16 protein-coding genes are annotated in these 19,835 nt (G+C 58.4%); 11 read left to right on the forward strand and 5 right to left on the reverse strand.

Translation table 11 applies throughout. The annotated features are described in order from the left end of the window. Positions 1-6 precede the first annotated feature (6 nt). Positions 7-879, forward strand: a complete 873-nt coding sequence (locus BJF97_RS14925; RefSeq protein WP_014229395.1) for a PfkB family carbohydrate kinase — start codon at positions 7-9, stop codon at positions 877-879. A 1-nt stretch (position 880) separates the two neighbouring features. Here the strand turns inward: BJF97_RS14925 and BJF97_RS14930 are convergent, their stop codons facing one another. Next, complete coding sequence (locus BJF97_RS14930) at positions 881-1,834, reverse strand: ABC transporter substrate-binding protein (protein WP_032694977.1); 954 nt, start codon at positions 1,832-1,834, stop codon at positions 881-883. A gap of 344 nt (positions 1,835-2,178) precedes the next feature. On the opposite strand from BJF97_RS14930, the gene BJF97_RS14935 reads away from it, so the two are divergent. The 7 genes from BJF97_RS14935 (at position 2,179) to tolA (ending at position 8,885) form a co-directional block, all read left to right on the forward strand. After that, positions 2,179-3,201: a LacI family DNA-binding transcriptional regulator gene (locus tag BJF97_RS14935; RefSeq protein WP_014229397.1), complete on the forward strand. Its 1,023-nt coding sequence runs from the start codon at positions 2,179-2,181 to the stop codon at positions 3,199-3,201. A gap of 380 nt (positions 3,202-3,581) precedes the next feature. Beyond that, positions 3,582-4,328 (forward strand): ATP-binding cassette domain-containing protein, encoded by a 747-nt coding sequence (locus BJF97_RS14940; RefSeq protein ID WP_177341168.1) that lies wholly within the window; start codon positions 3,582-3,584, stop codon positions 4,326-4,328. Positions 4,329-4,346: 18 nt separating this feature from the next. Next, positions 4,347-5,348, forward strand: a complete 1,002-nt coding sequence (locus BJF97_RS14945; protein WP_014229399.1) for an ABC transporter permease — start codon at positions 4,347-4,349, stop codon at positions 5,346-5,348. Positions 5,349-5,351: 3 nt separating this feature from the next. Beyond that, positions 5,352-6,431, forward strand: a complete 1,080-nt coding sequence (locus tag BJF97_RS14950) for a phosphotriesterase family protein (RefSeq protein WP_014838511.1) — start codon at positions 5,352-5,354, stop codon at positions 6,429-6,431. 13 nt (positions 6,432-6,444) lie between these two features. After that, entirely contained in the window at positions 6,445-7,200 is a 756-nt protein-coding gene (locus BJF97_RS14955) for a glutamine amidotransferase (protein ID WP_014838512.1), read from the forward strand. After that, positions 7,200-8,312 carry a M20 family metallopeptidase gene (locus tag BJF97_RS14960; protein WP_032694974.1) on the forward strand — a complete coding sequence of 371 codons (1,113 nt, stop codon included), beginning with the start codon at positions 7,200-7,202 and terminating at the stop codon, positions 8,310-8,312. The genes BJF97_RS14955 and BJF97_RS14960 overlap by 1 nt, the downstream gene beginning before the upstream one ends. A gap of 144 nt (positions 8,313-8,456) precedes the next feature. Next, positions 8,457-8,885 (forward strand): cell envelope integrity protein TolA, encoded by a 429-nt coding sequence (gene tolA, locus BJF97_RS14965; protein ID WP_014838514.1) that lies wholly within the window; start codon positions 8,457-8,459, stop codon positions 8,883-8,885. Between the two features lie 50 nt (positions 8,886-8,935). Here the strand turns inward: tolA and BJF97_RS14970 are convergent, their stop codons facing one another. The 4 genes from BJF97_RS14970 to ttrS all read right to left on the reverse strand — a co-directional run bounded on the left by BJF97_RS14970 (position 8,936) and on the right by ttrS (position 14,506). Then, entirely contained in the window at positions 8,936-10,927 is a 1,992-nt protein-coding gene (locus BJF97_RS14970) for a TonB-dependent receptor domain-containing protein (RefSeq protein WP_032694973.1), read from the reverse strand. A 15-nt stretch (positions 10,928-10,942) separates the two neighbouring features. Next, positions 10,943-12,001 carry a 7-bladed beta-propeller protein YncE gene (gene yncE / locus BJF97_RS14975; RefSeq protein WP_014838516.1) on the reverse strand — a complete coding sequence of 353 codons (1,059 nt, stop codon included), beginning with the start codon at positions 11,999-12,001 and terminating at the stop codon, positions 10,943-10,945. 170 nt (positions 12,002-12,171) lie between these two features. After that, positions 12,172-12,759: a tetrathionate respiration response regulator TtrR gene (ttrR, locus tag BJF97_RS14980; RefSeq protein WP_032694972.1), complete on the reverse strand. Its 588-nt coding sequence runs from the start codon at positions 12,757-12,759 to the stop codon at positions 12,172-12,174. Next, entirely contained in the window at positions 12,734-14,506 is a 1,773-nt protein-coding gene (ttrS, locus tag BJF97_RS14985; protein WP_103449122.1) for a tetrathionate respiration histidine kinase TtrS, read from the reverse strand. Before ttrS ends, ttrR begins: the two co-directional genes overlap by 26 nt. A gap of 177 nt (positions 14,507-14,683) precedes the next feature. On the opposite strand from ttrS, the gene ttrB reads away from it, so the two are divergent. The 3 genes from ttrB to ttrA are packed head-to-tail and all read left to right on the forward strand — an operon-like array spanning position 14,684 to position 19,493. Beyond that, entirely contained in the window at positions 14,684-15,412 is a 729-nt protein-coding gene (gene ttrB, locus BJF97_RS14990; protein ID WP_032694970.1) for a tetrathionate reductase subunit TtrB, read from the forward strand. Beyond that, positions 15,413-16,435: a tetrathionate reductase subunit TtrC gene (ttrC, locus tag BJF97_RS14995; RefSeq protein ID WP_014229409.1), complete on the forward strand. Its 1,023-nt coding sequence runs from the start codon at positions 15,413-15,415 to the stop codon at positions 16,433-16,435. After that, on the forward strand, positions 16,428-19,493 hold the full coding sequence (gene ttrA, locus BJF97_RS15000; RefSeq protein WP_032694969.1) for a tetrathionate reductase subunit TtrA: 3,066 nt from the start codon (positions 16,428-16,430) through the stop codon (positions 19,491-19,493). The genes ttrC and ttrA overlap by 8 nt, the downstream gene beginning before the upstream one ends. The last annotated feature ends 342 nt before the right edge of the window (positions 19,494-19,835 follow it).

Consider the following 19,835-nt stretch of genomic DNA (forward strand, 5'->3'; position numbering starts at 1 on the left):
AACACTATGCGTGTTTACGTTACTGGTAATATTACCGTAGATGAAACCTGGTCCATTCCGGATATACCGAAAAAAGGCGTGTCCATTCACGGCATTAAAGTTTCGCAGGATATCGGCGGTAAAGGCGCGAATCAGGCGATTATATTATCCCGCTGCGGAATCGACACGCGATTAATTGCCGCCACGGGAAATGACAGCAACGGCGAGTGGATCCGTCAGCAGATAAAAAATGAACCACTGACGCTACTACCCGACGCCCATTTCAATCAACATAGCGACACCTCGATTATTTTAAATAGCGCTGATGGCGACAATGCCATCATTACCACGACGGCCGCAGCCGATACGTTCAGCCTTGATGATATTATTCCGCATATGGCGGAGGCCGCTGCGGGCGATATTCTGCTACAGCAGGGCAATTTCTCCCTGGATAAAACCCGGGCGCTGTTCCAGTACGCCAAAGCCCGCGGTATGACAACGGTATTCAACCCCTCGCCTGTCAATCCTGACTTTTGCCATCTGTGGCCGCTCATCGACATCGCGGTGGTCAATGAATCCGAGGCCGAGCAGCTTAAGCCTTACGGCGTGAAAACCTTAGTGGTAACCCAGGGCGCGGCAGGCGCCTGGCTGGTTCAGGCGGGTCAGCGCCAGTTTTGCCCCGCCGTTCCCGCCGAGGCGCTAGACACCACCGGCGCTGGCGACACGTTCCTCGCGGTGATGCTGGCGTCCGCGATTCTGCGCGGCGTCGCGCCGGATGCGCTGGCGCTGGCGCACGCCAGCCGCGCTGCCGCCATTACCGTTAGCCGTCGGGGGACGCTCAGCGCGTTTCCCGACGGCCACGAACTCACCGCTCTGTTAGCCGTGAACGGCGCGCGCTGACCTACTTGAACAGCGAACGATAGGTATCGACGTTCGCTTTGGTTACCACCGTGGCCGGAACCAGAATGGTTTTCGGCACGGTTTTACCTGCAGTGATAGCGTTCAGCGCATTCAGGGCTTCGGCCCCCATCTTTTCCGGGTCCTGCTGCAGAATGGCGGTGACGTAGCCGCCGTCAATACCGGAAATCGCCTTCGCCGTCAGATCCCAGCCAAAGACTTTAATATCTTTCTGGCGCCCCTGGTTTTCCACGGCGGCGATAGCACCCAGCAGAGCGGGTTCGCCAGTGGCATAGATCGCCGTCAGATCGGGGTTGCCGGTAATCAGGTTCTCCGCCGCGGTCATTGCTTTATCCTGTACGTTCTGGCCGTCGACGACGTTAGCGATGGTAATTTTCGGATTGCTTTTCAGCGTCTCTTCAAACCCTTTCTGCCGCTGGTTCTGAATGGCCGAGTTCAGCGCGCCGACAATACCCAGCCGCGCCTGGCCGCCCATCTCTTTCTGCACGTAGTCCACGAAGTATTGACCAATAATTCTGCCACCTTCGATATTATCAACGCCGACCTGAGCCGCCTGCGGCCCGGCCGGTAATACGGCATCAATCGCAATCACTGGAATGTTAGCGGCGGCCGCTTCTTTTACCGCGGGCATAATTCCGTTAACGTCGATAGCGGCAACCAGAATGCCTTTAACGCCTTGCTGAATATAGTTTTCTATCGCGTCGTTTTGCGCCACGGGATTATCGTTAGAGTTAAAAATAACTAAATCCTTGCCGCTGGCTTTGGCTGCATCCTGCGCGCCTTTATTCATCAGATTAAAGAACAGGGCCTGCTGATTGATTTGTACCAGCGCATAAGTCGGACCGGCGGCGCCGGCGGCAGAAATAAAACTCATGGATGCCAGCATCGTGGTGGCAACAGCAAGTAAACGCAGTTTTCCGGTGTGAAATAACATCATCAGTATCCTCGTCGGGAATAGTTGATAGCCAGCAGAGTTCCGCGCCGCATGCGAACGCAGAAGGATTATTTTTTGGCGGGCAAATATCGTCTATATGGCCAGAACAATCATCGACCGTTCGGCGGATACCTGCTTAATTTCATTCCGGCAACCGGTCCGTGTCGGTGCGCGACTGGAATGAGTTAAACGGGTTTGGGAATGACTTCCCGGATGATGCGGTAAACTGCCTATACAATTCTCCGCAGATTAAATTTTGTCAAGCATTTATTTCCGGTTATTGTTAGCAGAGAAATTGCTGTATCCACCGCGCTTAACTATGTTACAGATAGCCGATTCTGGCAGAAATGGCGCAGGAAATGAGTATAAAACGCGTATTGTTATCCGATGTGGCAAAGCTGGCGGGGCTGTCGAAGGCAACCCTGTCGCGCTATATGAACAACAGTATTGTGCTACCGCAGGACACCATCGATCGCATCGAAACCGCCATTCGCGAACTGGACTATCGCGGCAATAGCCTTGCACGCCGTCTTAGCAAAGGCGGCAGCGAAACGCTCGGCCTGGTGCTCCCCGATATTACCAACCCCTTCTTTGCCGAACTGGCCGATGCCGCCGAAGAGGCCGCTTCTGTCAGCGGTTACAGCCTGGTGCTGTGTATCACCCGCAACAACCCGGAAAAAGAGTGCCAGTTTATCCGCTGGCTGGATACCTGCCAGGTCGACGGCCTGCTGTTCACCACCAACCGCCCCGATAACGGCCTGCTGCGCAAAGAAGTCCAGCGTCACGAACGCATTGTCCTGCTGGATGAAGATATTCCCGGCAGTAAGGTGCCGAAAGTGTTTGCCGATAACGTCCAGGGCGGGCGGATCGCCACCGAAAAACTGATCGCCGCCGGGCATCGCCATATCGCTTTCGTCGGCGGCCCGGACAAGCTGATGAGCGTACGCGAGCGCTATCAGGGCTTCTGCACCGCGATGGAGCAGGCCGGCCTGAGCTGGCCGCCCGAATGGGTGATGTACGGTGACTACCAGCGCGAGTTTGGCCAGCAAGCGCTGCGGACCCTGTTCAGCCAGCCGGTTCGCCCGACCGCCGTCTTCGCCGCCAGCGACTATCTGGTGCTCGGCCTGCTCGACGGTCTGCGCGCCAGCGGGCTCCAGGCGCCGGAGGCGCTATCGTTAGTCGGCTTCGATGACGCCAACTATGCCGATTTTACCCAGCCGCGGATTTCCACTATCCGCCAGCCCGCCCGGGAACTGGGCCGCACCGCGGTGAACATCATGATGCGTCTGCTGAACGACGATCGGGATATCCCGGCGGAAACCCGCCTGCCGGTAGAGTGGATTGGCCGCGACTCGATCAAGATCTGTTAAGCACGTCCCAAAATGGCGCAAAAGCGCCCACTTTTGGCGCAAAAAACGATCAATTAACATTTTATTCACTATAATCAGTAAACCGGTTTACCGGAGCGTAATGAATAAACTCTATTTATTACATAAGGTTAAATCACAGGGCTGCTGTGTTGTTCCTGCCCTGGCACGGATGCTGCAATGTTCTTACTGGCGAACAAATATCTTACATAGCGTTTGTCCTGACTGTGCTGGCGAGTGCTCTATTCCGCAGGTAAACCGGTTTACTAGCATGTAAACCGTGTCGGATAGCATCTCTCCCGCAGGATGGCGAACATTTTCCCGGCAACAGCGATGGGAGTTATCAGATGCAGCAGCCACAAACTACCCCGCCAAGGGTGGAGATGATCAATATCACCAAGACCTACGGGTCGATACGTTCATTGCGCGGAGTCAACCTTGAGCTGGCTCCGGGCGAGGTGCTGGGCTTAGTGGGCGATAACGGCGCGGGGAAATCGACCCTGACCAAAGTGCTCTCTGGCGCGGTGATCCCCTCCAGCGGCACGATTCGTATCGACGGTGAACAGCAGCAGTTTACTAATCCGGCCGATTCGCGCCGCTGCCATATCGAGATGGTGTATCAGGATCTGTCGCTCTGCGACACGGTCGACGTCGCGGGCAATCTGTTTATGGGCCGCGAGCCGATGAAATCACGCCTCGGTATCCCCTTCCTCGATGAGGCAAGAATGCACTCCGATGCCAGGGAGATGCTAAAAGGGCTTGGGATCTCCATTCCCGATACCCGGCTGCTGGTGCGAAATCTCTCCGGCGGCCAGCGCCAGGCCATTGCCATCGCCCGCGCGACGGCCTTTGACCCGAAGGTGCTGATTATGGATGAACCCACCGCCGCGCTGGCCGTCGCGGAAGTCGAAGCGGTGCTGGAGCTTATTCGCCGCGTTTCCGCTCGCGGGGTGAGCGTGATTCTGATTACCCACCGCCTGCAGGACCTGTTCCTGGTCTGTGACCGGATCATGGTGATGTATGAAGGTACCAACGTCGCCGACAGACGGGTGGCCGACACCAGCCTGAGCGATATCGTTAACCTGATTGTGGGCGAAAAATTCACCGCCCGCTCTGCGGCTGCACATTGAGGTAACAGGATGAGTATCATGAACTTAAGCAGCTCCCGCATGATCCAGCATTCGCTGCCGCGCCGCCTGCTGCATAACCACTCCGGCGTAGTCAGCATCGCGCTCTTTTTCGTCTTCTGCTGCGTGGTGTTTTCGCTGATCACCAGCAACTTTCTCACCGGTACCAACTGGCTCAACATCATCCGTCAGAGCGCCCCGCTGCTGATTGTCGCGACGGCGATGACCCTGGTCATTACCACCGGGGGTATCGATCTGTCGGTGGGCTCCACCCTGGCGCTGGTCGGCGCGCTTTCCGCTATCGCCCTGAATAACTGGGGGCTGCCGTGGCCGGTGGTACTGCTCGGCGGCCTGCTGCTCGGCGGATTGGTGGGCGCCATCAACGGCTTCTTTATCGCCTATGAAGGCATTCCGGCGTTTATCGTCACCCTCGCCACCCTGGCCGTGGTTCGCGGCATCGCGCTGCTGGTCACCCAGGGCTACTCGATTCCGGTTCCGGCTGACAGCCTGTTTACTTTTATAGGACGCGCGTGGGTAGTCGGTATCCCCATGCCCGCGCTGATCGGCATTATGATTCTGGTTATCGGGCATATTGTTCTCAATCATATGCGCTTTGGCCGCTATGTGACCGCTATCGGCGCTAACGCCGAAGGCGCGCGACGCAGCGGCATTAATACCAAAGCGGTCACCATGAAGGTCTATATCATCAGCGGGATGGCCGCCGCGCTGGCGGGGATGATCATTACCGCGCGCCTCGGCAGCGGCTCCTCCAACCAGGGCGAAGGCTTTGAACTGCAGGTTATTGCTGCCGTTGTGCTTGGCAGTACCAGCCTGTTTGGCGGCTTCGGTACCATTATCGGTACGCTGCTGGGCGCGCTGTCGATTGCGGTCATTCAGAACGGGCTGATCCTGTCGCATATTTCGCCGTTTTACACCCAGATAGCCACCGGCACCATTATCCTGCTGGCGATCTGGCTGAACACCCGCATTCTCAACCCCACGCGCTCCGCGGCAAAAGGATAGCTGATGAAAGGATCAATTTTTCGCCACCCCACCCCGCTGCCGCTTGGCGTCAGCAGCGGTTACGTGATGACGGTGCTTGGCCCGCTGCCGATTAGCGAAATGGGGGTTACTCTGATGCATGAGCATATTCTGCTGGATGCCTCCGGCAAATGGGTACCGCCCTGCTGCTGTAGCGATCGCCATCTTGCCGAAATGCCGGTGAAAATGGAAAACCTCGGCGAACTGTCGCTGAATCCGCTGATGAGCCGCGATAACTGCCAGCTGTTTGACGTCGACGTCGCGATTGAAGAGCTGACGAAATATCGCGCCCTTGGCGGAGAAACGGTGGTCGACCCGACCAATATCGGTATCGGCCGCGATCCCAACGCGCTGGCGCGCATCGCGCGCCTGACCGGTCTGAACATTATTATGGGCACCGGCCTCTATCTGGAACCTTCGCACCCCGAGTGGGTAAGAACCAGCAGCGTCGAACAGTTGACCGAACGGCTGATTTACGATCTGGGCGGCGCGGAGGAGAAACCGGAGGTGCTCGCCGGGCTCATCGGCGAAATCGGTATCTCGAGCCGCTTTACGCCGGATGAGGAGAAATCGCTGCGCGCTGCGGGCCGGGCCAGCGCCGCGACCGGCGTGCCGATCGAGGTCCATCTGCCCGGCTGGGAGCGGCTGGGTCATCGGGTGCTGGATATTCTCGAACAGGAAGGCGCCGATTTACGCCATACCGTCCTGTGCCATATGAATCCCAGCTTTGCCGATAAGCGCTACCAGCGGGAGCTGGCGCAGCGCGGGGCGTTTCTCGAATACGACATGATCGGCATGAGCTATTACTACGCCGACGAGTCGGCGCAGTCGCCCTCCGACGAGGAGAACGCCCGCGCGATTCGCGAACTGATTGACGACGGCTATATCCAGCAAATACTGCTGTCGCAGGACGTCTTCCTGAAAACCATGCTCACCCGCTACGGCGGCCACGGTTACGGCTACATACTCAAGCATTTTGTTCCCCGCCTGCGGCGCCACGGCGTCAGCGGCGAACAGCTTGAAACCTTGATGATTGGAAATCCCCAACGGGTTTTTGGCGGATAAAAGGAAAGTCATAATGCAGAAAAAAATCTTACTGGTCGGTGAATCCTGGACCAGCACCTCAACGCACGTTAAAGGCTTCGACCAGTTTGCCACCGCCACCTGGCACACCGGCGCAACGGATTTTCTGGCCGCGCTCGCGGACAGTGCCTACGCCATTACCTATATGCCCGCCCACGCGGCGGCGACAGACTTTCCGCTGACGCTGGAAGCGCTGCAGCAGTGGGATGCGATTATTCTTTCGGATATTGGCGCCAATACGCTGCTGCTGCATCCGGACACCTGGCTGAAAAGCCGCCGAACCGCCAACCGTCTGACGCTACTGCATGACTACGTGGCCGGCGGCGGCTCGCTGATGATGATTGGCGGCTATTACAGTTTCCAGGGGATTAACGGCGGCGCGCGCTATCGCCATACCGCGGTGGAGAAAGTTCTGCCGGTCCGCTGTCTGGCGTGGGACGATCGCATTGAAACCCCGGAGGGTTGCTATGCCGAAGTGACGGAATCCCACGCCCTGTTCAACGATATTCCGGGCGAATGGCCGTGGCTGCTGGGCTATAACGAAGTAGAAATGCATCCGGAAGGCAAACTGCTGGCGACCGTGGCCGGTACCGGTCATCCGCTGCTGGCCATTCGCGAATATCAGCAGGGTCGCTCGCTGGTGTGGACCAGCGATATGTCGGCACACTGGCTGCCGGAAGAGTTTGCTCAATGGCCCGGCTATCGCCAGCTGTGGATTAACTGCCTTGACTGGCTGACGGAACGTCGCTGATGGCCGCCACCCTTGAGCTCGCCCGGCAGCTGCTGGGCTTTAACACCATCAACCCGCCGGGCAGCGAAGCAGACTGCATGCGGTTCTTTGCCGACTGGCTTAACGATCGCGGTTTTGCGGTTTCGCTGTCGTCGTTCGGCGAGGGACGCTGCAATCTTATCGCCAGGCTGCCCGGGGCAAAGACCGGTAAATCGCTGGCCTTTACCGGTCATCTGGATACCGTGCCGCTGGGAAATGCCCGGTGGCAGTACGATCCTTTCGGCTCGCAGATAGAAGACGGGCGTCTTTATGGCCGCGGGTCCAGCGATATGAAAGCGGCGATAGCGGCGTTTGCCGTCGCCTGCGTTCATCAGCGGGAAACGATCCTCGCCGGATGCGGCGCGGTATTGCTGATTACCGGCGGAGAAGAGACCGGCTGCGACGGCGCACGGGCGCTGATCGCCTCCGCGACGTTGCCGGACGTGGGCGCGCTGATCGTCGGTGAGCCCACCGCCAACTATCCGGCGATCGGCCATAAAGGCGCGCTCTGGCTACGCTGCGAAACGCGGGGAAAAACCGCCCACGGCGCGATGCCGGAGCTGGGGATAAATGCTATCTATCTTGCGGCGGATGCGCTGGGTAAGATTCAGCATTTTTCCCCTGGCGCGGCGCACCCGCTGATGAAGCAGCCCACCCTCAACGTCGGACGCATCGAAGGCGGACTCAATATTAATTCCGTGCCGGACCGCACGCGTTTTGATGTCGATATCCGCAGCGCGCCCAATTTACAGCACGCCACTATCCGGCAGCGCTTGACCACGCTGCTTGGCGAAAGCGTCACGGTATCCACGCTGGTCGACCTGCCCGCCGTACTGAGCCGGGAGGATCATGCGTGGATTAAGCAGGTTTATCAGCGCTGCCAGCCGCTGCACGCTAAGCCGATTGAACCGCGCGTGGTGCCCTACTTTACCGACGCCTCGCTGCTGCTGCCTGCGTTGGCCGATCCACCCTGTATTATTCTCGGTCCCGGCGAGCCGTCTATGGCCCATCAGACCGACGAGTACTGCCTGCTCAGCCGGCTGGAGGAGGCTGAGCAGCTATACGGAGACATTATCCGCGACTGGATGGCGTAGCCGCCCGCAGCGAAGGCAAAGAATGAGTGACAGTGTCACTTTAAAGCGCATACCAGGCGATCGGCGTTTGAATAATATCGCGCAATAACAGAGGATAACCGTCTCGCGTCAGAAACGCATCATCACCAGCAAGGAGGCATTACCATGTCCGTGAAAATCCGCCCGGTGCTCATTTGCACTCTCTCTTTACTTCTTTCCGCCTGCTCGGGTAGTGCTTCTGCGCCGGATAGCGCCGAAGACGCGAAGGTATCGGCAGAAGTGGATAAGATGTTTCGCGATTATCAAACGGGTTCAGATCAATCACCGCAGGCCAACGTCTCACGCTATCTGACGCAGGTCCAGAGGGCTATCTTCGCGAAAATAGACCAGCCGGCGTCCTGGCAGGGGCAAAAATGCTCGGTGCGCTTAACGCTACAGCGTGACGGGACGGTGCATAATCCAGCGGTCGAGAGCGGCGATCCGGCGTTATGCGCGGCGGTAATGTCCGCGCTGAAAGAAGCCAAAATTCCGCCCGCGCCGGATGAAAAAACCTATCAGACATTCAGTCATGTGGTTCTGGACTTCAGGCCCTGAGAGCTATTTTTGCATGTTATCGCAGGGGCTATTCGGCCCCTGCACGATTTTCAGAACTCCACGCGGCCGCCGAAATTATAGCGTCGCCCTTCCAGCATCGCCTTCTGCCGGTAAGCGGTAGTGTAAACCGGGTTCACATCAAACAGATTGTAGATACCGCTCATCAGCGTGACGTGCTTACTCAGGCGATAACGCACGCCTAGATCTACCAGCGCATAGGCATCCGTTGAGCTGGATTTGCCGATATCCGGCGATCTGCTGCGCCAGCTCGCCTTGGTCCACAGTTCAAGATCGGAAGCGGTGTTCCACGTCAGCGAAACGTTGGCCATACTGCTGGGGAAATCGCTTAGCGCATAACCCTTATACTCACCGCTTTTTTGTTCACTGTGGGTATAGGTATAGTTGGCGTTCGCTTTCAGCGCTGCGGTCACCTGCCAGTCGCCGTTCAGCTCCAGTCCGTAGATCTCCGCATCCCCGACGTTAATGTATTGCGACACGCTATCCGCGGTATAGCCGTTGTATTGGCATTGCCGGGTAGCCGAGGCGGTACAGATGGTATGGTCGCTGATTTTGTCTTTAAATTTGGTATGAAAAAGCGTGGCGTCGAGCGCCAGCGCATCCTGCTGCCAGTACACGCCCAGCTCGGTGTTGATGCTCTGCTCCGGTTTGAGATCGTCGTTGCCGATACCAATCTCAGAATAGGGATAAGCGCCGTAGACGCTGGTAAAGCCGGCGTTGTTCTGGCGCAGGTCCGGTTTTTTATAGCCGGCGGATACGCCACCTTTCAGCGCCCAGCTTTCGTCAATGGTCCAGTTGCCGTAGAGCTTAGGCGTAACGTGATAGCCAAAATAGCTGTCATGATCCAGGCGCGCAGAAGTGGTCAACGTGAAGTCCGGTACAATCATCCACGCGTCTTCAGCAAAAACCGCCCAGCCGTGACGGGTGATTTTACTCACCGGGGTGACCCCGGGCGCCTGCTTGTCCGCAATACCAAAGGTGTCATTCAGCTCATTGCGCGTGAAGTTTACGCCTAGCGTCAGCTTGTGATCGGCCAGTGTAAAGGTGTTTGCGCTATTGGCCTCAAAATTATTCTGCTTGATAAACTGCGAGTCCATGCCGGGCACGCGGTACTCCGTACGGGCCTTTTCGTAGCTGATAAAGTTCTTCACCTCCACCAGGTCATCACCGTACCAGGCATGCTGTGACAGCGAGACCGCATCGCGGTCAAAGCCCCAGTACCACGCTTTATCGTTATGGGTTTTCTCCTGATTGCCTTTGGAGGCGTTCAGATCCCAGAGCTGGGTATCGGTTGGCGAAAGAGAAATTGTGGCGTCCAGATTCCCCGCCTGATGCTTAACAAAACGTTCCTGGGTCGGGCTGTCATCATCGCGACGGTCAAGATAGTCAGCCCCCACGCTGACGCCGAGTTTGCCCGGTACGACGGGCCCCATAAAGAAGGCGTTTGTCTGGTTAGTATTGCCGTATTCGCTTTTCTCCTGCAGGAAGTAATTATCCTCCAGCACCCCCGTCCATTTTTCGAGGTTATACGCCTTTTTGGTGATGACGTTGACCACACCGCCGATAGAGTCAGAGCCGTACAGCGATGACATAGGCCCGCGAATCACCTCCACCCGCTCAATGGCGGCCAGCGGCGGCATAAAAGCGGCTTCAGACCCAATGTGATGCCCATAAGGTCGCGATTCGCGGGTAGACTGCTTGATACCGTTCACCATAAACGAGGTATAGGTCGAATCCATACCGCGCATCTGTACATCGCCGGTCGCCAGGCTGCCGTGGCCGTTGCCCACCAGCACGCCCGGCATCTCGCGCAACGCTTCCGTGACGTTCTGATTGGAACGGGTATTCAGCGCCTTCTCATCGAGCACCGAGATCGTCGCCGGCGCCTCGCGCCTCTCCTGGCTGAATCCCGTGGCGGTCACTACCATCTGTTCTTCATTTATCCCTGCGCCATCAGCGGCGTAGGCTGCCGCGGGCAGATTGACGAAGGCGAGCGCCATCGCCACGTCTATGCGTGTCTTCATCGCCACAAAAAGTCCTTAGAATTGAGTGAGATCGATCTTGAGAACGTAGTCAGGCCGATCGCTTTTTTCGTCCTGTTTGACGCTGGCGTAAAGCGTTCCGCCATCCGCAGAAAGGACCAGGCTGTTGGGCATCGCCGCCGTTTTGAGGGTGTGCTTGAGACGATGGGTTCGCGCATCGATGACGCTAATCGAGCGATCGTTGCGATGGGTCACGTAGATTTCTTCACGCTTGGCGTTATAGAGCACAGCGACCGAGTTTGGCGAAGCGATACGATCGACCAGCTTGCCGGAGTCCAGCCGCACCACCAGCACATCGCGGGTGTTGGTATCGGCGATATATCCGACTCCGGCGGCGCTGTTCAGGGCGATATTGAGGAAATAGTGCTCAGCGTCAGCCGGATCGACCTTCACGCGGGAAATTAACGTCGACGTTTTGCCGTCAAGGGTAGCCAACTCCCCGTTGCCGGTGACCGCATAGACTTTTTCGCCCGATGCATCAACGGCAAACCCTACGGGGTCGATGTTCTTCAGCGTGTCAATCAGCTGCTGCTTGCGGGTATCGACCACCCAGAGCAGGCCCTGGCCTTTGCGCCCGATCCCTGACACATACAAACGCTGGTTTAGTTTATCCAGCACCACTTCGCGGACGTGGGCCTGTTTCGCAGGATCTGAATCATCGCTGAGCTGAATAGTGTTAATCACCTTATTGGTCAGCGTATCCAGAAGCGTTAGCGAGCCATCCAGCGCGTTACCCAAATACAGGATGTGATTTTCTTCATCCAGGGAGAGCGCGAAGGCGCGGCGTTCGGTAACGATTTTCTCATCAATCCGCAGAGAATCCGCCGCCAGTCGAAAGACCAGTCCCGCGGTTTTATCTTTATCAAACGAGGGCGCGGAGGCAGCGTAGAGCGTCTTCTGGCCGTTATCATAGGCCAGCTCGTAAACGCCGTGGCCGAGAGCCTGAGCGCGGAAGTCCCGCTCGGTGAAATCCTTAGCCGAGGCGGAGAGAGCATGCAGGGAAAACGAAATGACCAGCGCGAGGCGCGCGGCCTGCTTCAGGGATGCGGTAGACATGTAATTTTTCTTTACAGTAGCTTACGGAATGCAAACACTAATGAAAATAAATATCATTTGCAATTGCATTCATCTCCATCTTCCCTACCAATTTTTGTGTTCTGATATTAACCGCCGTTTTTTGTTCCCGCCGGGAGCTCTCCACGCTTCATTCATCGGAATCATTAAAATCACGCGATAATCGGCTGTAAGATGCTGACTAACTCCGCCAGACTCCCCGCCTGCATCTTTTCCATCACCCTCGCCCGATGGACCTCCACGGTGCGTACGGCAATGTTCATTATCTCCGCAATCTCCCGATTCATCAGCCCTTTCACCACCAGCAGCGCAAGCTCCCGCTCTTTGGGCGTTAGCTGCTGATAGCAGTCCACGTTCTTTTGCCGCGCAAACCGCTCGCCTGAGGCCGCCAGGCCGCGTTCCAGCGCCGTTTGTAGCGGCTTCACCGACACCGGCTTTTGCAGAAAATCCACCGCGCCGCGTTTCATCTGTTCTACCGCCATAGGTACGTCGCCATGTCCGGTCAGAAAAACCACCGCCAGGGTGCTGCCGCGCTGACGCAGCGCCTCATGTACTGCCTGACCGTCCAGCGCCGGCATCCGCATATCCAGCAGGACAACGCCGGTCCGGAAGAGATCGGCCTGCGCGAGGAAGACGTCCCCCTCTGCCCAGCACATCACCTCGTAGCCCAGGCTTTCCAGTAAAAAAGCACATGCCTGGGTCACCGCCAGGTCGTCATCCAGTAGATGAATTATCGCCATTGCCGCTCCGCGCTCCTTGTTGCATGAATGTCAGTACCACGGTGACACCGGGTCGTCCATCGGGCGCCGTTTGATTTGCCAGGCTTATTTCCCCCCGGACATAGCGGACCAGCCGCTGACAGATAACCAGCCCAAGCCCCATCCCCTCTTGTCGACTGGTCACAAACGGCTGGAATGCCTGAGCAAGCTGCGCCCCGGCGATACCACCGCCGTTATCCTGCAGGACGATCTTCACGCCTCCGGCATCGCGAACGGCATCAATCCACAGCATCTTCGCCCCGGCCTGCGCCGCATTGAGGATCAGATTCGCCAGCACCTGTTCAAGCAGAACCGGCGGTAAGACGAGCGTTAACGGGCGATCGACATCGCTGTTGAGCAATAGCCCGGGAAACTGCTGCGGCATTCGCAGCCACTGCCAGACATGGTCAATAGCCTGACGAACGCTGATACGTTCCCAGGTCTCCGCTCGTCCTGGCTCCCCGTGCGCCTGGCTGACCCAATGGCGCAGATTGCGCAGCGTTTCCGCCCCGCGCTGAGCCTGTTGATCGATGTGGCCCAGCGCGGGCAGTAAGGGATGCTGCGGATCCTGTTTCTGCAAACGGATCGTACAACCCTGCGCATAGTGGCGGATGGCCGACAGCGGCTGATTTAACTCGTGGGCAAAGCCTGAGGTCATCTCACCCAATACGCTCATCTGTCTTGCCGTTTGCAGCGCCAGCTCCTGCTCGCGCAGCCGGATAGCGTTGCGTTCAAGCTGCCTGCCGCGCCGCCGCACCAGCAGCATCACCCAGATATAATTCAGCGTCAGCAACAGCAGCGCCAGCCCGATGCCGCCCATGATTAACCGGTGCTGGATAAGCCAGCTTTTCATCTCCAGCCACAGCCGTCGCTGCTGAGGGTGCTGTTGAACTTCGCTCAGCAACGCTTCCACCTGACGGGTCGAAGCGGGCGCGCCCCAGTGAAAGACGGCGTTATCCGGGGCATTGAGCAAGACGCGGGTCACGCGATCCGCCAGCGCGTCGCTCACCGCCGGCAGCGCGGCAAACGACCAGTCGGGATACAGCGGGGTACTGGTTAGACAAGGTATCGCCGCCGGCCGCTCGATGACCGCGGTAAAATCGGCTTTATTTACCAGTCCCTCATCAGCCATTTTTTCCAGCAGGCACACCGGAACAATCGCCGCCTGCACTGCCCGTTCACGCAGCAGATAGATCAACGCATCCGCGGGGAATCCGCTAAAACGCAGATGCAGATCGCGTTCCGGCCGCAGCCCGGCATCGCTCAGCGCCTTGTATCCCAATAAATAGCCGCCGAAGGCCTGAGGATCGATGGCCCCTACCGTTTTGCCGATCAGGTCGGCCGGCGACGAAATACCGCTGTCGCGACGAGTCAAAATGACGCTGCCGATAACGTTGCTTGTCCCGAGTGAAGAGCGCAAAGAGGCCAGCCAGCGCAGCGAAGAATGACTATTCAGCTGGACAAACTGCGCCGGATTGGTCACCACAAACTGCACCGAGCCGTTATTGACCGCCTCCTGCATCTGCTGCAGATCGAGCGGCTGAATATGAAACTGCTGATCCGTTAGCTGCTGATTGAGCATCACCTCCAGCGGCTGCCAGTGGCTGCGGGTTAAGACCTCGCCGCGCATGGCCAGAACGCCGATATTCCACGACGCCGCCCACCCGCTGCTGTTCAGCAGGAGCGCCGTCACCAGCAGCGCCAGACGCTGCACCTTTTTCGCTCTCACCCGATTATCCCTGTTCATTATGTTGTTTTAGATCAACAACCCGCCGGGTATGTGGTTAACCACAATAGAGCTGACCCCGCCGCGATTTTTACACTGTAAATCATCAACATTGTTTATTCATCACATGCAAAACAATGACGTGACAAATGTTTCGTTATTGCTGCGCGAGGGAAAAATATGGACAGCAGTAAACGACAGTTTCTGGCGCAGCTGGGCGTTCTCACCGCCGGCGCGTCTCTGGTGCCGCTGGCGGAGGCGAAATTTCCCTTTTCGCCGGCCCGCCGCGAAGGCGCCTCACGCCACCGCTATGCCATGCTGGTTGACCTGCGACGCTGCATCGGCTGCCAGGCCTGCACCGTCAGTTGCGCAATCGAAAATCAGACGCCGCAGGGGGCGTTTCGTACTCACGTCAATCAGTATCAGGTGCAGTTGGGCGATCGGGTCACCAACGTCCTGCTACCGCGGCTGTGCAACCATTGTGATAACCCGCCCTGCGTGCCGGTCTGCCCGGTGCAGGCCACCTTTCAGCGCCAGGATGGCATTGTGGTGGTGGATAACACCCGCTGCGTCGGCTGCGCCTACTGCGTCCAGGCTTGCCCCTATGACGCGCGTTTTATCAACCATGAGACACAGACCGCCGATAAGTGCACCTTCTGCGTTCATCGCCTGGAAGCCGGGCTGCTCCCCGCCTGCGTCGAGTCCTGCGTCGGCGGCGCGCGGATCGTCGGCGATATCCAGGACCGTCAAAGCCGTATCTCGCAGACGCTCGCCCTGCACCATGACGCCATCAAGGTGCTGAAGCCGGAAAACGGTACCGTCCCCCACGTTTTCTATCTCGGACTGGACGAGGCGTTTGTTACCCCGCTGATGGGACATGCCCAACCCGCGCTCTGGCAGGAGGTTTGAATGAGCCAAACCATGATCATTGAGGAGGTGCTGGCCCGTCCGCAGGAGGTGAGCTGGCTACCGTGGGCGGTGCAGTATTTCTTTTTCATCGGCATTGCCGCCTGCGCGGCGCTGTTTGGCTGCCTGCTTCACTGGCGCAAAAGACACGATGCGAAGCTGGAACGGCTGACGCTGCTGATTGCTCTGACCTGCGCAATTACCGCGCCGCTGGCGCTGACGGCGGACCTGCATCAAGCCGCCCGCTTCTGGCACTTTTACGCCTATCCCACGCCCTGGTCGTGGATGCCCTGGGGGGCGCTGTTTCTGCCGCTATTTACCCTCTTTCTGGGCCTGTGGTTTGCGGTACGGCAGTCAGGTCTGCTGCGTAACAAAAGTGACAGCGTCACAAAATGGCTGGCGCTGGCCAGCGCGCTTACCGCGACGGGGCTGCTGCTTTACACCGGACGCGAAGTCTCCGTGGTTCAGGCCCGCCCGGTCTGGTTCAGCTACGCCTTTGTGCTGGCGATGTTCTTTAGCGCGCTGCAAACCTTTTTCGCCCTGCTGATTGTCGCGGTACGCAATGATTTTCAATGCCAAAGGCAGTTGGCGATATGGCAGCTCTCAGCGCTTATGCTGCTGGCCGTCGTCGTGGCGATCTGGGTCAGCGGTGATACCCTTTCCGGCTCGGCTATTCGTCAGTGGCTGGTCATTTCGCCTTCAGCCCGTCATTACGCGATCGGCTGGCTGGCATGCTGGCTTATTTCATTGATCTTTTGCGCGCTTGCCCTGCGTTATCCGCTGACGCTGCCCGTTCGCGCCCTGCTGGCCGTCAGCGCCATGGCGCTGAGCTGGCTGATGCGCTGGACGCTGCTGATTCAGGGGCAAACCATCCCCAAATTTAATGCCCAGTTTAATCCCTATACCCTGCCGGTCGGTACCGACGGCTGGCTCGCTATCCTTGGCACCTTCGGCCTGTGGATTGCGCTGCTCATTATTGTCCGTGAAACCGTAAACGGACTCGCAAGGAGAAGGCAACATGGCTAATTTAACCCGTCGTCAGTGGCTCAAAGTCGGCCTCGCCGCAGGCGGTCTGGCGTCTTTCGCCCTGAGCTATCGCGAGGTGGCAAAGCGCGCCATTGATGGCCTGCTCAGCGGTACATCCGGTAAAGTGACCCGCGATCGTATTTTCGCTAATGCGCTGATCCCGGAAGCCAATGCAAATACCGGCTGGCTACAAAATCCCCGGCAGGTTATCTCGATGACCCAATGTTTTGGCTGCTGGACGCAGTGCGGCGTTCGGGTGCGGGTGGATAGCGAGAAAGACCGGGTACTGCGCATTGCCGGCAACCCTTATCACCCGCTTTCTCATGAGCACCACCTCGACTCTTCCATTCCTTTTTCAACCGCCATGGCGCAGCTGGCGGGTGAAAGCGGACTTGATGCCCGCGCTACCGCCTGCGCGCGCGGCGCCACGCTGCTCGAGGGACTCTATAGCCCGCTGCGGCTCCTTGAGCCGATGAAGCGCGCGGGTAAACGCGGCGAAGGGAAATGGCAGCGCATCAGCTTTGAACAACTGGTGAAAGAGGTGGTTGAAGGCGGCGATCTGTTTGGCGAGGGGCACGTTGATGGCCTGCGCGCCATTTATGCGCCGACAACGCCCATCGATCCAAAGCATCCGGGATTCGGCCCAAAAACCAACCAGCTACTGGTCACCAATACCAGCGACGACGGGCGTGATACCTTTTTACGCCGTTTTGCGCTGAACAGCTTCGGCAGTAAAAACTTCGGCGCACATGGTTCCTACTGCGGGCTGGCCTATCGCGCGGGCTCCGGCGCCTTAATGGGCGATCTGGATAAAAATCCGCACGTGAAGCCCGACTGGGATAACGTCGAGTTCGCCCTGTTTATGGGAACGTCGCCCGCCCAGTCAGGCAACCCCTTTAAACGCCAGGCCAGGCAGCTCGCCAGCGCCCGCCTGCGCAATGACTTTCAGTATGTGGTGGTCGCGCCGGCGCTGCCGCTCACCACGGTGATGGCAGACGATCGCGGGCACTGGCTGCCGGTGATCCCCGGGAGCGATTCGGCGCTGGCAATGGCGATGATTCGCTGGATTATCGAAAACCGGCGCTACAACGCCGATTACCTGGCGCTACCGGGCGCGCAGGCAATGCGGCAGGCCGCCGAAAAGAGCTGGACCAATGCGACCCACCTGGTCATCACCGATCACCAGCCGGAGCTGGCCGGACGGCATTTAACCCTTGCTCACCTGAATGCGGAGGGCGCCAGCGAACCGGTGGTGGTTAACGAAAGCGGTGACGTTGTCGCCGCCAGCGGCTGCCCGCGCGGCGCGCTCTTTGTAACGCGCCAGCTAACCCTGCCGGACGGGCTCAGCGTAACGGTCAAAAGCGGCTTCCAGCTGCTGAAAGAGTCCGCTGAAAAGCTCACCCTGGCACAGTACAGCCAGCAGTGCGGCGTCGCGGAAGATAAGATCGCGGCGCTGGCGGATGCCTTTACCCGTCATGGCCGTAAAGCCGCGGTCATTACTCACGGCGGCATGATGGCCGGCAACGGATTTTACAGCGCCTGGGCGGTCATGCTGCTTAATGCGCTAATCGGTAATCTCAGCCTGGAAGGCGGCGTGTTTGTCGGCGGCGGCAAATTCAACGGCGCGACAGACGGCCCGCGTTACAACCTGGAGAGCTTTGCCGGTAAAGTGAAGCCGAAAGGGCTCAGCATCGCGCGCAGCAAAACCGCGTATGAATCCTCCGAAGAGTATCGCATCAAGGCGGCGGCGGGCGTCTCCCCCTACCCGGCCAGAGCCCCGTGGTATCCGTTCGTCGCCGGACAGCTGACCGAGCTGCTGACCTCGGCGCTCGAAGGCTATCCCTATCCGCTGAAAGCGTGGATTTCCAATATGACCAACCCGCTGTACGGCGTGCCCGGGCTACGCGCGGTTGCGGAAGAGAAACTAAAGGATCCGCAGCGGCTGCCGCTGTTTATCGCCATTGACGCCTTTATGAATGAAACCACCGCCCTGGCCGACTATATCGTTCCGGATACGCATAATTTCGAAAGCTGGGGATTCAGCGCGCCGTGGGCCGGCGTCGCCAGTAAGGCCACCACCGCCCGCTGGCCGATCGTCCCTGCCGCCACCGCAAAAACCGCTGACGGTGAGCCAGCGTCAATGGAAGCATTTTGCATTGCGGTGGCGAAGCGTCTTAATCTGCCAGGATTTGGCGAAAACGCCATTACCGATGCTCAGGGTAACCGCTATCCACTCCACCGGGCTGAGGACTATTACCTGCGCATGGCCGCGAACATTGCATTTATGGGTAACGCGCCGGTTGCCGAAGCCATTAGCGAGGATCTGACGCTGACCGGGGTGCAGCGTATTCTGCCGGTTATCAACCAGACCCTGAAAGCGGACGAAGTGAGCCGGGTAGCCTTTGTCTACTCCCGCGGCGGGCGCTTCGCGCCGGACACAAGCGGTCGAGCGGAGAATCGCGTCGGTCAATTGTGGGAAAAACCGCTGCAGATCTGGAACGCGGAGGTTGCCGCCCACCGCCACGCCATCACCGGCGAGCGCTACAGCGGCTGCCCGGCATGGTATCCGGCCAGATTGTCCGACGGACGCGCTATCGAAGCGCTTTTCCCGCGACAGCAGTGGCCGCTGAAGCTGATCTCGTTTAAATCCAATACCATGGCCAGCGCCTCGACGGTGATCCCGCGCCTGCATCATCTTAAGCCGACCAATCTGGTGGCGCTGAATCCGCTGGACGGCCAGCGCTACGGCCTAGCGCACGGCGACCGCGTACGAATTTCCACGCCCGGCGGCGAGGCTGAAGCCGTCATTAGCCTGTTAAGTGGCGTGATGCCCGGCGTCATCGCGATTGAACACGGCTACGGGCATCGCGAAATGGGCGCGGCGCGGCACACCCTCGACGGTGAGCCCATGCCGTTCGCGGCGCAGATTAAAGCCGGCATTAACCTTAACGATTTGGGATTTGCCGACCCAACCCGCGAGGTCAGCAATACCTGGCTGGACTGGGTCTCCGGCGCGGCGGTGCGTCAGGGGCTGCCGGCAAGGATTGAGCGGGTGTAGGCCGCTCCGGTACGTACAGGGTTGTGCTCCTTAGCGTACCGGTATTGAGGCGGCCATGATTAGTTATAAACCACCATCATCACGCCGGTTCCGTTGAAGGCGCCGGTTGAGGTGGGCGTCCCAGATTGCCACGCATGCCGTTGCTGAGCGGGATACAGGTATTGCCTGTCAATAGCTACCCTACTCGCTGCCGTAGTGAACCGTCAGGGTGATATCGCAGGCCAGAGAAAATCGCATACCCCTACAGCAAGAAGTGTTATTTTGCCTGTTCCTTGTTATTCTGCTGAATTGTTGTCCAGGTGATTATCATTCAGCGTGGTGATTTTTCAGACGCTGCCCTGG

Origin of the sequence: Klebsiella sp. LTGPAF-6F (assembly GCF_001753185.1) — a bacterium.
GTDB lineage: Bacteria > Pseudomonadota > Gammaproteobacteria > Enterobacterales > Enterobacteriaceae > Klebsiella > Klebsiella michiganensis.

Excerpts from the sequence above, each read along its gene's own strand:
- BJF97_RS14925 (WP_014229395.1), top strand. The coding sequence starts at position 7 with ATGCGTGTTTACGTTACTGGTAATATTACCGTAGATGAAACCTGGTCC.
- BJF97_RS14930 (WP_032694977.1), bottom strand. The coding sequence starts at position 1,834 with ATGATGTTATTTCACACCGGAAAACTGCGTTTACTTGCTGTTGCCACC.
- BJF97_RS14935 (WP_014229397.1), top strand. The coding sequence starts at position 2,179 with ATGGCGCAGGAAATGAGTATAAAACGCGTATTGTTATCCGATGTGGCA.
- BJF97_RS14940 (WP_177341168.1), top strand. The coding sequence starts at position 3,582 with ATGATCAATATCACCAAGACCTACGGGTCGATACGTTCATTGCGCGGA.
- BJF97_RS14945 (WP_014229399.1), top strand. The coding sequence starts at position 4,347 with ATGAACTTAAGCAGCTCCCGCATGATCCAGCATTCGCTGCCGCGCCGC.
- BJF97_RS14950 (WP_014838511.1), top strand. The coding sequence starts at position 5,352 with ATGAAAGGATCAATTTTTCGCCACCCCACCCCGCTGCCGCTTGGCGTC.
- BJF97_RS14955 (WP_014838512.1), top strand. The coding sequence starts at position 6,445 with ATGCAGAAAAAAATCTTACTGGTCGGTGAATCCTGGACCAGCACCTCA.
- BJF97_RS14960 (WP_032694974.1), top strand. The coding sequence starts at position 7,200 with ATGGCCGCCACCCTTGAGCTCGCCCGGCAGCTGCTGGGCTTTAACACC.
- tolA (WP_014838514.1), top strand. The coding sequence starts at position 8,457 with ATGTCCGTGAAAATCCGCCCGGTGCTCATTTGCACTCTCTCTTTACTT.
- BJF97_RS14970 (WP_032694973.1), bottom strand. The coding sequence starts at position 10,927 with ATGAAGACACGCATAGACGTGGCGATGGCGCTCGCCTTCGTCAATCTG.
- yncE (WP_014838516.1), bottom strand. The coding sequence starts at position 12,001 with ATGTCTACCGCATCCCTGAAGCAGGCCGCGCGCCTCGCGCTGGTCATT.
- ttrR (WP_032694972.1), bottom strand. The coding sequence starts at position 12,759 with ATGGCGATAATTCATCTACTGGATGACGACCTGGCGGTGACCCAGGCA.
- ttrB (WP_032694970.1), top strand. The coding sequence starts at position 14,684 with ATGGACAGCAGTAAACGACAGTTTCTGGCGCAGCTGGGCGTTCTCACC.
- ttrC (WP_014229409.1), top strand. The coding sequence starts at position 15,413 with ATGAGCCAAACCATGATCATTGAGGAGGTGCTGGCCCGTCCGCAGGAG.
- ttrA (WP_032694969.1), top strand. The coding sequence starts at position 16,428 with ATGGCTAATTTAACCCGTCGTCAGTGGCTCAAAGTCGGCCTCGCCGCA.